Below are 12,476 nucleotides of genomic sequence, written 5' to 3' on the forward strand. Positions count from 1 at the left end.
GGATTACGAAGTGGCCGTCTCTTGTCACATGGATCTCTCCCGTCACACCAAGGGGAAGATCACCCGTACACCACTCTCGTGGACGCTACTGCGCGTTGTTGCGGGTCCTCGCCGAAGGGAAGAAGCGGCCCGTCGACGTCGAGGAAGAGCAGCGGACGACCGGCATGAGGAGTCATGCCGGGCTCACCTCGTCTCACGCGAGCCTGTCGAGCTCGTCCGCTCGCCGGAGGTCCTTGGGACGGCCCAGGGCCCGCCGCATCCGGATGAGGTCTTCCCGGGACACGTAGTGGACCTCCAGGCCGCCCGGGTCGTACGCGGTGACCGCCCTGCCGAGGATCTCCCGGACATTCAGGTCGGCCCAGGGGAGCGCGGGGGTGCAGCAGTCGCCGCTCGCTCCGGGCGCGGTGAACTGCACCTTGGGGCGGAGCAGAGCCTCCGGAGCAGTCGCCAAGGGGATGCCCGTTTCATCGGTGAGCCGGGCGCCGAGGGACATGAAGGCGGCCGCCAGGGCCGGGGCGTGGACCGGCTCGCCGTCCCAGAGCAGATCCAGATCGCCGGTCAGCTCGGCGGACCCGTGCATGATGCCGGCCACCTGCCCGATCACCACGGCTCGGACCCCGTGGCGATGCAGGGCTTCGAGCAGGGGAAACGGATCGAATCCGAGGGCGCCGTCCGTGCCGATCGTGCCGACGTCGTCGTCGGCGTCGGCGTCGGCGTCCTCGTGGCCCAGGCCGGTGCTCACCCGCGTGAGGGCGAGCTCACGCGTGCGCCGGGCGGCGGCGCGCAGTCGTTCCAGCGGTTCGTCGATCATCCGATTCATGCAACACCCGGCCGCGCCCGGGCGCACGCGAATTTTCCCTGAGCACGATCGGATGGCTGACGGACGGGCCGTACGGATGCGCCGGTGAAGGGCCGCATCCGTACGGGCCGTTGTGGTGCTGTCTCAGGAGGCGGTGCAGGTCACGGGCGACGGGACGGCGTTGGTGCCGTTCCAGTTCGCCTGGAACCCGAACGTGGTGGACGCCCCGGCGCCGACCGAGCCGTTGTAGCTCACGTTGGTGACCGTGACGTTCGCCCCGGACTGGCTGACCGTGCCGTTCCAGAGCTGGCTGATCGTCTGGCCGTTCGCGAAGGCCCACTTGACGTTCCAGCCGCTGATCGAGGAGCTGCCGGTGTTGTTCACCGTGACCTCGCCCTGGAAGCCGCCCGGCCACTGGTTGACCACCTTGTACGTCGCCGAGCACCCCTTGCCGCCCGACGGGCTCGCCGAGGGCGACGGGCTCGGGGACGGGCTGCGCGAAGGCGACGCCGACGGGCTCGGCGAGGGCGACGGCGACGTGGACGGAGAGGCCGAGGGCGACGGGCTCGGGGACGGCGACTTCGACGGGGACGCGGACGGCGACGGCGACGGCGACGGCGACGGGGTGGTTCCGCCGGTGCGGTCACCGTAGATGATGCCCCGGCCGTTGGTGCCGAGGTAGACCCGGCCGTAGATCCGCGGGTCGCCGGTCAGGGCCTCGCCCATGTTGCCGTACTGGTGCTGGTCGTCGTTGATGCGCACCCAGCTCTCGCCGGTGTCGTCGGACCGGAACAGGCCCTGCACGCCGTCGACCGTGCCGGCGAGGTAGAGCGCCTGGTAGGTCTTGCCGGGCGCCGCCTTGCCGAAGCCGATGTTGATCGAGCTGCTGACGTTGGACAGCTTGGTGAACGAGGCGCCCGAGTTGGTGGAGTGCCACAGGCCGCCCTCGCCGGCCAGCCAGATCTCACCCTCCTTGCCGGGCAGCGCCTTGAAGTGCACGCCGGTGGTGGGCAGCCCGGTCGCCGCGGTGGCGCTGAAGCTCGCGCCGCCGTTGGTGGTCACGTAGAACTTGCCGCCGGAGTAGGCGTAGAACTTCTGCGCGTTCACGCGGTCGGACTCGACGATGGCGCCCGCCGGGACGCCGCTGGAGGCGGTCCAGCTGTTGCCGTAGCCGATGGAGTAGACGACCTGGATGCCGGGGTCGCCCGGCGCCCAGACGAAGCGGCTGCCGTCGGCCGCCGCCGCGACCGTGCCGCCGCTGTTGATCCCGCCAGGCTCGGTGCCCTGGAACCAGTTGGCCCCGCCGTCGGTGGAGAACGCCACGTGGCTGTCGTTCGGGCGGTCGGAGTCGGTGAAGTTGCCGGCCCTCACCATCACGCTCGGGTTGGTCTCGGCGTAGTCGAGCGAGGTCGTGGAGGTGAAGACGGGCTGGGTGAACATCATGGACGGCACGGCGTCGAGGTTGGTGTGCCGGAAGCCGCCGATGTCGCCCAGCGCGCTGACCAGCGGGGCGCCGCTCGGCGGGCTGATCAGGTCGAGTACGGCGGTCTCCTCCAGGCCCTTCACCATCGGCTTGATGGTGAACTGGCCGCCCGAGTCCCACTTGGTGAGGTCGGTGGTGCCGTAGATCGTCGCGCCGGTGCCGTACATCATCCGGTCGGAGTCGAACGGGTCGATCTCCACCGACTCGTTCATCCAGCCGAGCTTCGGCGTGACCTCGGGCGGTTGGGGGTTCGTGCCGAAGGTCAGCCACGGAGCGGCGGAGATGTCCATCTTGTAGCGGAAGCTACGGTTCGGGTAGGAGGTCCAGTCCCAGATGCGGGTCCAGTTCGCGCCGCTGTCGGTGCTCCTGAAGAAGATCGCGTCGGGCCACCAGGAGACCTGGGTGGCGACCATGATCGTGCCGGGGTGCTGGCGGTCGATGGTCAGGCCGCTGTAGCCGAAGTAGTCGTCGCCGCTGCTGGACGGGATCGGGCTGATCTGGGTCCAGGTGCCGGTGGCGGTAGCGTAGCGCCACACGTCGCCCTTGCCTCCGTCGTACGGGCCGCCGGTGTCGCTCGTGGCGATGTAGAGGTAGCCGTTGGTCGTGTCGAGCACGCCCTTGTGGGCGATGTAGCCGGTGGGCTGGCCGGCGACCCGCTCCCAGGAGGCGCCGCCGTTGGTGGTGCGATAGACGGTGTTGCTCTTGTCGGCCACGCCCACGTAGATCGTCTGGGTGGCGTTGCCCGACGTGCCGGTCCGCTTGTCGAAGGTCACCCAGACGACGCCCTGGTTGTCACCGTTATAGGCGTCACCGGGGCTGGCGACGTAGTTGCCGACGTTGGGGAAGTTCGTCACCTTCGACCAGGTGGCGCCGGAGTCGGTGCTCCGCCACAGGCCGTTGCCGCTGGGCGCGCCGAAGTAGAGGACGCTGTTCTTGTTCGGGTCCACCGCGAGGCGCTCGCCCATGCCACGGCCGGGCATGTTGCCGCCCAGCTTGAACGGCAGCGGGCTGACCTGCCAGGTGTCGCCCTTGTTCGACGAGCGCAGGATCGCGCCATTGTTGGGGTCCCAGCTGTTGGTGTACATGCCGACGGCGGCGTACACCTTGTTGGCGTCCACCGGGTCGGGGGCGATGCTGGCGACGCCGTTGTAGCCCCAGTTGGACCAGCCGGCCCAGTCGAGCAGCGGCGTCCAGGTCTGGGAGGACTGGTTCCAGCGGTACGCGCCGCCGATGTCGGTGCGGGCGTAAATGAGGTCCTTCTGGGCCTGGCTGAACACGATGCCGGGGACGAAGCCTCCACCGGCGATCTGCACGTTCTTGAACGTGTAGGAGTCGGCGGCCACGGCCGACACGGGGCTCATTCTGATCACGGCCGTGACCAGGGCCACGGCGGCGACCGCGAGCATGGTTGCGAATCTTCGCATGGACGGTTTTCCCTCCGAGCACGGACAACCGGCCATGCACGATCAGGTGGGGACCCTGACCGTCCTTCTCCCACGTGCATGGAAATCTGAAGGGAAGGTTCACATACCAGCGGAAGCGCCGTCAATAGTTTGACGTCCAGACTAATTGGAACCGGTTTCACCGCGGCCCGGGCACACGCATTCGTGGAACATAATTCTGGTTATGACTACTGCTCTCGTGCTCGGCGGCGGAGGAGTCGCCGGCATCGCCTGGGAAGCGGGGATCGTCACCGGCCTGCGCCGTCTCGGCCTGGACCTGGGGACGGCGGACCGGATCATCGGCACCTCGGCCGGCTCGGTCGTCGGCACGCTCGTGGCCACCGGCGCCGACCTCGAGGAGGCGATCGCCCACCAGACCGAGGTGGACACCGGCCCGCCCCCGGCCGCCGACATGGACGAGGTCATGCAGGCCTTCGCCGTACTGTTCGACCCGAACCTCGACCGGCGGGAGGCCCGGCGCAGGGTCGGCCAGATGGCCCTGGCGGCCAGGGTCGACCACTACGCCGATCGGCTCGCGGCGGTCGGCGAACGGCTGCCGGTGAAGGAGTGGCCCGAGCGCGAGCTGCTGATCACCAGCGTGGACGCGGCCACCGGCGAGTTCGTCGTGTGGGACCGGTCCTCCGGCGCGCCACTGGTGCTCGCCGTCGCGTCGAGCTGCGCCGTCCCGATGGTCTTCCCGCCCGTGGAGATCAACGGCCGCAGATACGTGGACGGCGGGGTCCGCTCCGCGACCAACGCCGACCTCGCGGCGGGCGCCCGCGCGCTCGTGGTGCTCGAACCGCTCGGCAACCTGACTCCCAGGGCCGTCCTCGAAGCCGAGATGGCGGAGGCGGGCGTGTCCGCGTCGTACGTCGTCCACCCCGACGCGGCGTCCACGGCGGTGTTCGGCGAGAACGTCCTCGACCCGGCGCTGTGGGGACCGGCCTTCGCGGCGGGGATCGACCAGGCCGCCGCCCTCGCCGAGCCGATCGCCGCCGTCTGGTCCTGACCCGGGTGTGCCCGCCGTACCCGCCGGAAACGGGACACGGCGTCACGTACGCGTCGCCGGCGGGCGACGTCACGTGGGCGGTGGGCATGCGGCGTCACACGGGCGGCCGGCGCGGGATCGTTCCCGTGCCGGCCGCCCGATGCCGGGACCGGTTGCTCACCGGCTTCTTCTCGACGAGCCCGTTTCTCACCAGGCCCGTTTCTCACCAGGCCCGTTTCTCACCAGGCCTGTTCCTCACCGGGGCCTGTTCCTCACTGGGCCCCCTCGTCACCGGGCCTCGGTGACCGCCTTGCTGACCGCATTGGGGCCGTCGTACTGCCGGTCCGGGATGCGCTCCAGCGCCTTGATGACGGTGTCGTCCGCGCCCTGGTCGCGGGCCGTACGGATCAGGTCCGACTTTGCTGCCGGATAGTTGACGCCCTTCAGGTGTTTCTGCAGCTGGATCGGGTTCGGTGCGTCGGCCATGACGTGCCTCCCTTCGTCGGTGTTGCCCTGCTCTCCCTCGCTTACCCGGTTGCTCCCCCGTCACTCGGGACACCGCCGTGCGGCTTTGCGGCGCCTTCACCTGCGGTGTTGTCACGATTGGGTATACGGCGTGAAACGGCACGACCTGCGGGTAGCCGCCATCGCGTGCCTGATGCCCCATTGCTGGCCGCACAGGATCTGCGGCTCGACGTCAACGTCCTGGACTACGTGATCCTCGCCCTGTACTTCCTCGTGGTGCTGGGAATCGGCTTCGCCGCCAAACGGGCCGTACGGACGAGTCTGGACTTCTTCCTCTCGGGCCGCGCACTTCCCGCCTGGATCACCGGCCTGGCCTTCATGTCCGCCAACCTCGGCGCGACCGAGGTCCTCGGCATGGCGGCGAACGGCGCGCAGTACGGCGCGATGACGCTGCACTACTACTGGATCGGCGCGGTCCCCGCCATGGTGTTCCTCGGCGTCGTGATGATGCCGTTCTACTACCGGTCGAAGGTGCACAGCGTCCCGGAGTTCATGCGCCGCCGCTTCAACGGCGCGACCCAGTTGCTCAACGCCGGGACCTTCGCCGTCGCGCAGATCCTCATCGCCGGGATCAACCTGTACGCGCTGGCGCTCATCATGGACGCCATGCTCGGCTGGCCGCTGTGGCTGTCCATCATCGTGTCGGCCGCGATCGTGCTGGCGTACATCACGCTCGGCGGCCTGTCCTCGGCGATCTACAACGAGGTCATGCAGTTCTTCGTGATCGTCGCCGGGCTCGTGCCGGTGGTGATCATCGGCCTGACCCGGGTCGGCGGCTTCTCCGGCCTCGGCGAGAAGGTCAAGCAGAGCGTGCTCGGCAAGGGCGGGCTGCACACCTGGGCGCACACCGCCGGCACAGACAACCCGCTCAACGCCAACTGGATCGGCCTGGTCTTCGGCCTCGGCTTCGTGCTGTCCTTCGGCTACTGGACCACCAACTTCGCGGAGGTGCAGCGCGCGCTGTCGGCCCGCAACACCAACGCCGCCCGGCTGACCCCGATCGTCGCGGCCTACCCGAAGCTCGTGATCCCGATCGTCACCGTGATCCCCGGTCTCATCGCGGTCGTGCTGTTCGGCGACCTCGGCAAGGACGGCGGGCCGACGTACAACGAGGCGATCCCGCTGCTCATGAACGAGTTCCTGCCCAACGGCGTGCTCGGCGTCGCGGTGACCGGCCTGCTCGCGTCGTTCATGGCCGGAATGGCCGCCAACATCAGCGGCTTCAACACGGTCTTCACCCAGGACATCTGGAAGGCGCACGTCAACGGCGACCACCCTGACGAGTGGTATGTGCGGCTCGGCCGGATCGCCACCGTGGTCGGCGTCCTCGCCGGAATCGGCACGGCGTTCATCGCCGCCGGGTTCGGCAACATCATGAACTATCTGCAGTCGCTCTTCTCGTTCTTCAACGCCCCGCTGTTCGCGACGTTCATCATCGGCCTGTTCTGGCGGCGGATGACCGCCTGGGCGGGCTTCTGGGGCCTGCTGAGCGGCACGGTCTGCGCCTTCGCCTCGTACATCCTCTACAAGGCGGGCGTGTTCGACTTCGGCACCGAGCTGAACGCGAGCTTCTGGGGCGCCGGCATCGCCTTCGTGGTCGACGCGGTCGTCTCCGTCGTGGTCACGCTCGCCACCACCCCCAAGCCGGAGAGCGAGCTGCGCGGGCTCGTCTACGGCCTGAGCGACGCGTCGGTCTCGGACGACGCGCTGGCGGGAGACGCCGCCTGGTATCGCTCCCCCGTGATCCTCGGCGCCGGGGTGGTGGTCCTCGCCGCGGCGTTCTACCTGCCCTTCCTCTAGGAGGTTCGCATGGCCGCACCCCAACGGCTCTTCGACATCCGCCGCGTGATCGGCGGTCTGTTCGTGGTGTACGGACTGATCCTCGCGGTCACCGGGCTGCTCGACAGCGCCCAGGAGATCCAGAAGGCGGAGGGCATCCGCATCAACCTGTGGACGGGCATCGCGATGCTCGTCGTCGGCGGCGCCTTCCTGCTCTGGGAGCGGCTGCGCCCGTCCGACGGTCCCACCTCGTCCAACGCCTCCGCCTCATCGGGCGAAAAGGAGTGAGCCCGCCCTCCCCTGGCCGCGGCCGTACACCCCGGTGCGGCCGCGGCCCTTCCGTGAATCAGTGCGATCGCGTGCCCTGCCCGCGAGCGCTACCGGGAGCGGGGGCTCCACGGGCCGGGCCCTTCGTGACCACGGCGGGCGGAACCAGCACCGCCGGGATCGAGACCGTCGTCCCGTTGGACACGACGGCCGTGCCGTACACGGTCCTGCCGCCCGCGACCTCGACCGCCAGCCTGGCGGCGGCAGTCGCCTCGGCCGCGACATCGGGGCGGACCGTGGCGGTCTGCGTGCCGGCCCTGGCCCATCCCGGTGCCGCGGGCCGCCCGCCGTGCCCGATCAGCGGCACCCCGGCCATCCCCGCCCGCGCCATCTCGGCCGCGAGGGCCTCCACCACGGTGTCGCTCGCGCAGCACACGCCCGCCACCTTCGAGGCCCCGCCGAGCGCGGCGACGGCCGCCGCCACCTCGCGTGCCGCCTCGTCGGGCCGCGCCAGGTCCCGTTCCCAGCCGATCGTCACCCGGCCGTCCAGCACCGCGTGCATGGCCCGCTTCACCGTCGCGGCGTACGGGTCCGCGGCCGGGCCGTTGAGGAGCACCACCGGCCCCGTGGCCTTCATGGCGCCGAGCAGGGCCAACGCCTGCTCCCGCCCGACGCGGGCCGGATCGGTCGCGACGTAGGCGTCCACCGGCCCGTTCGCCAGCCGGTCGTACGCGACGACCTTCGCCCCGGACAGCTTGGCCCTGGCCACCCACGGAGCGGCGGCCCCGGGGTCCACCGCGCCGAGGACCAGCACCCGTACGCCGTCGGCCAGCATCCGGCCGATCTGCCGCCCCTGCCTGGCCCGATCGCCCGCGGCGTTCGCGTACTGGACATGGCAGCGCGGGCACAGGGACGCCAGGGCCCGGGTGAACAGAGGCCGATCGGGTCCCTCGTCGGGGAGCAGCAGGCCGACGGTGAAGCCCTCCCGCACGTCGCCGACCGCTCCGAGTTCCCCTCCCGGCTGCCGCCCGCCCTGCCCGCAGGCCGGAAGGGACATCAGGAGAAGCACACAGACGCCCGCCAGTCGTCTCCCCACGGGGCACCCCCGGATTCGTTGCGGAGCCACGTTTCGCAGAGCCGTCTTGTGGAGCGATGTCGTCTCAACTGTCACATACCCGGACAGACGCCCCATGACTCTCGACAGGGCATCCGCACCCCACAACGGGCGATCACCGGAAGGTCGTCTGGCAGCGATTACGCCCACGGCCGAAGGCCGCCACTCACCTCCGTTCGCAGATCCCCTCACCCGCTAAGTTGTGAGAGACTCCACCATTGCGGGGCGGTAGCTCAGCCGGTCAGAGCATCGGACTCATAATCCGTGGGTCGTGGGTTCAAGTCCCACCCGCCCTACCACGTTTGATCAGGGAAACCCTGCCTGAGCTGCGGCTTCTCCATGGATCATGCTTGCCTGGCGTGCAGCCGATTGAGGTGGCCTGTCCGGCGCTGATGCCGCACGGCCCGAGTTCGTCGGTCCCGTCAGCGGTGACGAAGACTTCCCACTCGAACATCTCCACGAGCACCTGTCCGCCGTCGCAATACAGGCAGTCCTCGCGCGACGAGGTCTCCATGCCGAGCGCAACGGCGGCAACCTGCCCGCGTCGAGTGACCTTCTTCCAGCCGCGACCGTCGCACGCGGTGCACTTAACTGGTGTGGTCATGCCGGAAAGAATGGATCGCAGACGAATCCAGTCCTATTCCCTCTGGATATATCACGGTGAGATATAGAGTTCTCAGCAGGAGCCATGCACCACCAGCCTGAGGAAACGACCGGAGGCCGGAATGCACGGGAACGCTTTCGAGCCGATCCAGCTACCCGAACGGGTATGGGACCGCGACGAAAGCAGGGAAATCCTCAGAAAGCGCGACGTAGCGGGCTTGTTCACTCTTGCTGTCAAGTATGCGGGTGCCAGTCAGGTCCGTCTCAGCGCCGCCACCGGCATCGCCCAGGGCCGCATCAGTCAGCTCATGCGCGGTCAGCGTCAGGTCACCGACCTTGAGGTCTACGAGCGCATCGCCGCCGGCCTCGGCCTGCCCGATCACGCCCGTATACTGCTCGGCCTGGCTCCGCTCGACATCGCCTCGCCCACTGGTGACCACGGCGACGAGCACCAGGAGCAAACCGAGGAACTCACCGCCCGCATCGAGGCCGCCGCCGCCATCGACCCGACGATGGTGATGATCCTCAATACCGACACCAACAATCTGCGCCTACTGGACCGCCGACTCGGCAGCGCCGCTATCGCCGCCCAAATCGCCCAAATAGAACGCGCACAGCGTCATGCCCAATGTGAGCCGCTTCTACTTGCGCGCAGGTTTGATCGGTGACCTGGGCCCCATGGGCTCGTCTCTTTGGAATCCCGACGCACTCGCCGCGGACATCCTGGCGGCCCTCCCTCTGCAACTGGAGCAAGCCGCAGAGTGGGCCGCCAACTGGCAACAGCGGCCCTGGACAGAGATCCTGGCCCTCCGCCGGTGCAAGAAGCTGCTGGGGCCGGCCCAATACATCCGGGACTATTTGTCGACGACGCCGACGGCGAGAGAGCTTGACCAGTGGCTGGCGCTCCGAGAGCAACTTCCCTAGCTGATCGAACAGCGACGGATGCACTTGATCTCCGCCGTGCAATTAAGGTGCAATTAGACAGGGTGACGAGGGGGCAATCACGGTCACTCATGACCGGCCCCACGCCCAGCTCAACGCCCGTACGGTCCGTGATCCATGCAATTCCCAAGCTGACAGCGCGTTAATTTGCCCGCCACACGCTCTCACGACCCAGGTTCATGTCAGAGACAGGTTCCCGGCCCTGGATCTTGAACTTTTAGGAACCCGCTTGCGCCGCCGGGCACCCTGCGAGGCAGCGCTTCGACCACGTCTTGCCATCCCCAGGAATGACCTAGATCCTTTACACGTGAACACGGTCAAGTGGCGGGCACGGCCGCCCTCGGGGTTGTACTTCGTGGTCCTCGCCGTAGCGATGCTGATCAGTTTCTACGGGGCCAGCACGACCACTTGGTATTACGAGATCGTGTTCCTGATGTTCCCTACCTGGGTCGTGCTGGGCCTGTACTGGCTCATCCGCTTGTCCCTCGCAGCCCGATCAGAGTGGGCGGCTGTACGTCGGCACTCGCTCCGTTGGGCGCTTGCACCCCTCCTCTTTGTCTCCATGGTGGGAGCACTTGCGGTAGACGGTCCGCTGTGGGTGCGGTTCACGCTCTCCGAGCCCAGCATGCAGGCCTACGCCAAGGCGATCGCCGCAGGCGTCCCACCCGGCCCCGGGTGCCGCATGCTCGGGCTCTATTACGTCTGCCACAGTGAGCGCGTCGAGGGCGGCGCCCTGCTTGTGGTGAAGGACATCGGCATGATGGACCGGATGGGATTCGCATGGCTTCCGGGCGGTCGCGCGCCGTCTGATGATGGCTACGACAACGACTACACCCAATTCACCGGTCCCTGGTGGGGCTGGGAGGGATGGGACGGCCTCTAACCTGACCACGGCGACCCATGCATTCCAAGATCCGGAACATATGCGGAACGCCGCCTCTAGAGCGTGATCGAAGTCGCGGCGAGGCGCAGGTCAGGAGCCCACTCCCCCGACAAGATCAATTCCACTCATAATCCGTGGGTCGTGGGTTCAAGTCCCACCCGCCCTACCACGTTTGATCAGGGAAACCCTGCCTGAGCTGCGGCTTCTCTATTGATCATGCTTGCCCGACATGCAGCCCTAGGCCACCGAGAGCCGCGGTTTGTCGCCAGTCACGGGATACACACGGAATGACCACTGCGAGATCCCCGGCCTGGACGTCAGGCATGGCGGAAGGAACATCGGTGCCAGCGAGGAAGAGCTCAAGATACCGTGCAACTGCGCCGCAGTGTCGTACCTACGACTGCGTCGAACAGAAGCCGGACGTCCGGCGACCGTCAGGCACTTACCTTCAATTGGTGAACACGCTGCTTGGATAGGCCCATGACGCGTGCCGTGTCTGGCTCCGACCAATGACTCGTCAGCACCTTCGCGGCCTTGACAGCTAGTTCCATGGCGCGCTTGTTGTGAGCTTCCGCTAGTTCCTTCTCACGGCTGTATTCCGCTACCACCCCTGCGACCTCCTCTGGAAGATCGAAGACGAACTTCACGCCAGGGGTTTCCTCGGGCCAGGCCCAGGCGTGGATCTCCGCCAAGTCGCGCTCCAGTTGAGACAAGGAGCTTGCCACACCGACTCCTTCGACCTCTCCCGTAGGGCAGCGCGACACCCACCGCCCATTCTCGAAGGCGACGACATACGTGATCGTCTTGCTCATCGGCTCATCCTTTCTACGACCGTCTCCAGACGCTTGAGGGCTTCGCGAAAGAGCTCCGGGTCGCGATCCGGGTCGGCGGGGATCATGACAGGAACCGAGATGACGCCATCCTTGATCACACGCAGTGCGCACATGTCGCTCTTGAGGTGGTACAGCCAGTCAGCTGTGGCGCCTGCGGCCGCCACGATCGTAGCCACCTCGGCGAGCTGTCGCATGTGTGGGGGAAGGACCTCGGCCATAGCGATGAGCATACCCCACTAGGAAGAATCCTCCTAGGGGACTAGGAGGACGATTCCTAGTCGCCGAGGCAGTGGCACACCGGCTGCGGCACCAACTCCTGGGTGCCGACTTTGCTGCATCACCAGGAGGAGCACAGGAAGTTCAGCGACGAGGAACTGGCCGAGGCCCGCACCGGCATCTTCGGGACGGCGGATTCCGGCGGTTCGGCGAGCATGGCGAGGTGATTCGCGGCGTCGTCCGTTGGGCCGTTTCAGACTCGACGGCAGCGGACTTGAAGCTCGGCGATGACGTCTTTCTCACGAGCGGTGATATCCCCATCCACACTTGCCACCCGGTCGGCGGCGTCGAGAAGATTGGTCAGGTCCCCCGGCTCGGCGTCCAGACGCTTCCACACCTCGTCGGGGTCGAAATCGACAATGTTGGCGAGTTGTTCATCCAATCGTTCCCGTCACTCGCCCCACGTACAAGGGCCCCGGTGAGTGCCGGGCTCCCGGGACAGGGCTGAAGCGTTCTCAGGTTGTGAGACCGAGTAGCTGAAGTCCGTTCGCGGGGTGGCTGCGGTAGTGGTCGGTGGCGGCGGCGATGTTGGTCCAGCCGAC

14 protein-coding genes and 1 tRNA gene are annotated in these 12,476 nt (G+C 67.7%); 7 read left to right on the top strand and 8 right to left on the bottom strand.

Going from position 1 to position 12,476, the window contains the following annotated elements:
• Positions 1-193: 193 nt before the first annotated feature.
• The gene (locus FLX08_RS38985; RefSeq protein WP_244313217.1) at positions 194-811 is read right to left on the bottom strand and encodes a hypothetical protein; all 618 of its coding nucleotides are present in this window, start codon (positions 809-811) and stop codon (positions 194-196) included.
• Between the two features lie 132 nt (positions 812-943).
• Positions 944-3,706, bottom strand: a complete 2,763-nt coding sequence (locus tag FLX08_RS38990) for a cellulose-binding domain-containing protein (protein ID WP_142625288.1) — start codon at positions 3,704-3,706, stop codon at positions 944-946.
• A 202-nt stretch (positions 3,707-3,908) separates the two neighbouring features.
• Between FLX08_RS38990 and FLX08_RS38995 the strand changes: the two genes are divergently transcribed.
• Positions 3,909-4,733, top strand: coding sequence for a patatin-like phospholipase family protein (locus FLX08_RS38995; RefSeq protein WP_142625289.1), 825 nt, complete (start codon positions 3,909-3,911; stop codon positions 4,731-4,733).
• A 267-nt stretch (positions 4,734-5,000) separates the two neighbouring features.
• Here the strand turns inward: FLX08_RS38995 and FLX08_RS39000 are convergent, their stop codons facing one another.
• Positions 5,001-5,198: a DUF2795 domain-containing protein gene (locus FLX08_RS39000; RefSeq protein ID WP_142625290.1), complete on the bottom strand. Its 198-nt coding sequence runs from the start codon at positions 5,196-5,198 to the stop codon at positions 5,001-5,003.
• Between the two features lie 165 nt (positions 5,199-5,363).
• Here FLX08_RS39000 and FLX08_RS39005 point away from each other — a divergent pair, with 165 nt between their 5' ends.
• Entirely contained in the window at positions 5,364-7,037 is a 1,674-nt protein-coding gene (locus FLX08_RS39005; RefSeq protein ID WP_244313218.1) for a sodium:solute symporter family protein, read from the top strand.
• A 9-nt stretch (positions 7,038-7,046) separates the two neighbouring features.
• Positions 7,047-7,304, top strand: coding sequence for a hypothetical protein (locus tag FLX08_RS39010; RefSeq protein ID WP_142625291.1), 258 nt, complete (start codon positions 7,047-7,049; stop codon positions 7,302-7,304).
• 58 nt (positions 7,305-7,362) lie between these two features.
• Here the strand turns inward: FLX08_RS39010 and FLX08_RS39015 are convergent, their stop codons facing one another.
• A complete protein-coding gene (locus FLX08_RS39015; RefSeq protein ID WP_167530757.1) occupies positions 7,363-8,340 on the bottom strand; it encodes a substrate-binding domain-containing protein in 978 nt (325 codons plus the stop codon).
• Positions 8,341-8,619: 279 nt separating this feature from the next.
• Between FLX08_RS39015 and FLX08_RS39020 the strand changes: the two genes are divergently transcribed.
• A tRNA-Ile gene (locus tag FLX08_RS39020) sits at positions 8,620-8,696 on the top strand.
• Here the strand turns inward: FLX08_RS39020 and FLX08_RS39025 are convergent.
• Positions 8,675-9,001 (bottom strand): hypothetical protein, encoded by a 327-nt coding sequence (locus FLX08_RS39025; RefSeq protein WP_142625293.1) that lies wholly within the window; start codon positions 8,999-9,001, stop codon positions 8,675-8,677. The genes FLX08_RS39020 and FLX08_RS39025 overlap by 22 nt on opposite strands.
• Before the next feature lie 121 nt (positions 9,002-9,122).
• On the opposite strand from FLX08_RS39025, the gene FLX08_RS39030 reads away from it, so the two are divergent.
• Together FLX08_RS39030 and FLX08_RS39035 are read left to right on the top strand one after the other, a co-directional pair.
• Complete coding sequence (locus FLX08_RS39030; protein ID WP_244313219.1) at positions 9,123-9,668, top strand: helix-turn-helix domain-containing protein; 546 nt, start codon at positions 9,123-9,125, stop codon at positions 9,666-9,668.
• 581 nt (positions 9,669-10,249) lie between these two features.
• Positions 10,250-10,825, top strand: a complete 576-nt coding sequence (locus FLX08_RS39035) for a hypothetical protein (protein WP_142625294.1) — start codon at positions 10,250-10,252, stop codon at positions 10,823-10,825.
• Positions 10,826-11,259: 434 nt separating this feature from the next.
• On the opposite strand, the gene FLX08_RS39040 is transcribed toward FLX08_RS39035, so the two are convergent.
• Positions 11,260-11,637 (bottom strand): hypothetical protein, encoded by a 378-nt coding sequence (locus FLX08_RS39040; protein ID WP_142625295.1) that lies wholly within the window; start codon positions 11,635-11,637, stop codon positions 11,260-11,262.
• Positions 11,634-11,876 carry a hypothetical protein gene (locus FLX08_RS39045; RefSeq protein ID WP_142625296.1) on the bottom strand — a complete coding sequence of 81 codons (243 nt, stop codon included), beginning with the start codon at positions 11,874-11,876 and terminating at the stop codon, positions 11,634-11,636. Before FLX08_RS39045 ends, FLX08_RS39040 begins: the two co-directional genes overlap by 4 nt.
• 102 nt (positions 11,877-11,978) lie before the next feature.
• On the opposite strand from FLX08_RS39045, the gene FLX08_RS43185 reads away from it, so the two are divergent.
• Positions 11,979-12,101, top strand: coding sequence for a hypothetical protein (locus tag FLX08_RS43185; protein ID WP_280117162.1), 123 nt, complete (start codon positions 11,979-11,981; stop codon positions 12,099-12,101).
• A 26-nt stretch (positions 12,102-12,127) separates the two neighbouring features.
• Here FLX08_RS43185 and FLX08_RS39050 read toward each other — a convergent pair whose 3' ends face one another.
• Complete coding sequence (locus FLX08_RS39050; RefSeq protein WP_208761958.1) at positions 12,128-12,316, bottom strand: hypothetical protein; 189 nt, start codon at positions 12,314-12,316, stop codon at positions 12,128-12,130.
• Positions 12,317-12,476: the final 160 nt, after the last annotated feature.

The organism is Microbispora hainanensis, from assembly GCF_006874475.1.
In the GTDB taxonomy this organism is placed as follows: Bacteria; Actinomycetota; Actinomycetes; order Streptosporangiales; family Streptosporangiaceae; genus Microbispora; species Microbispora hainanensis.

What these genes read in the sequence shown, in the direction of transcription:
- FLX08_RS38990 (WP_142625288.1), bottom strand. Translation starts at nt 3,706, where the DNA reads ATGCGAAGATTCGCAACCATGCTCGCGGTCGCCGCCGTGGCCCTGGTC.
- FLX08_RS38995 (WP_142625289.1), top strand. Translation starts at nt 3,909, where the DNA reads ATGACTACTGCTCTCGTGCTCGGCGGCGGAGGAGTCGCCGGCATCGCC.
- FLX08_RS39010 (WP_142625291.1), top strand. Translation starts at nt 7,047, where the DNA reads ATGGCCGCACCCCAACGGCTCTTCGACATCCGCCGCGTGATCGGCGGT.
- FLX08_RS39025 (WP_142625293.1), bottom strand. Translation starts at nt 9,001, where the DNA reads ATGACCACACCAGTTAAGTGCACCGCGTGCGACGGTCGCGGCTGGAAG.
- FLX08_RS39000 (WP_142625290.1), bottom strand. Translation starts at nt 5,198, where the DNA reads ATGGCCGACGCACCGAACCCGATCCAGCTGCAGAAACACCTGAAGGGC.
- FLX08_RS39030 (WP_244313219.1), top strand. Translation starts at nt 9,123, where the DNA reads ATGCACGGGAACGCTTTCGAGCCGATCCAGCTACCCGAACGGGTATGG.
- FLX08_RS39040 (WP_142625295.1), bottom strand. Translation starts at nt 11,637, where the DNA reads ATGAGCAAGACGATCACGTATGTCGTCGCCTTCGAGAATGGGCGGTGG.
- FLX08_RS39045 (WP_142625296.1), bottom strand. Translation starts at nt 11,876, where the DNA reads ATGGCCGAGGTCCTTCCCCCACACATGCGACAGCTCGCCGAGGTGGCT.
- FLX08_RS39015 (WP_167530757.1), bottom strand. Translation starts at nt 8,340, where the DNA reads ATGTCCCTTCCGGCCTGCGGGCAGGGCGGGCGGCAGCCGGGAGGGGAA.
- FLX08_RS38985 (WP_244313217.1), bottom strand. Translation starts at nt 811, where the DNA reads ATGATCGACGAACCGCTGGAACGACTGCGCGCCGCCGCCCGGCGCACG.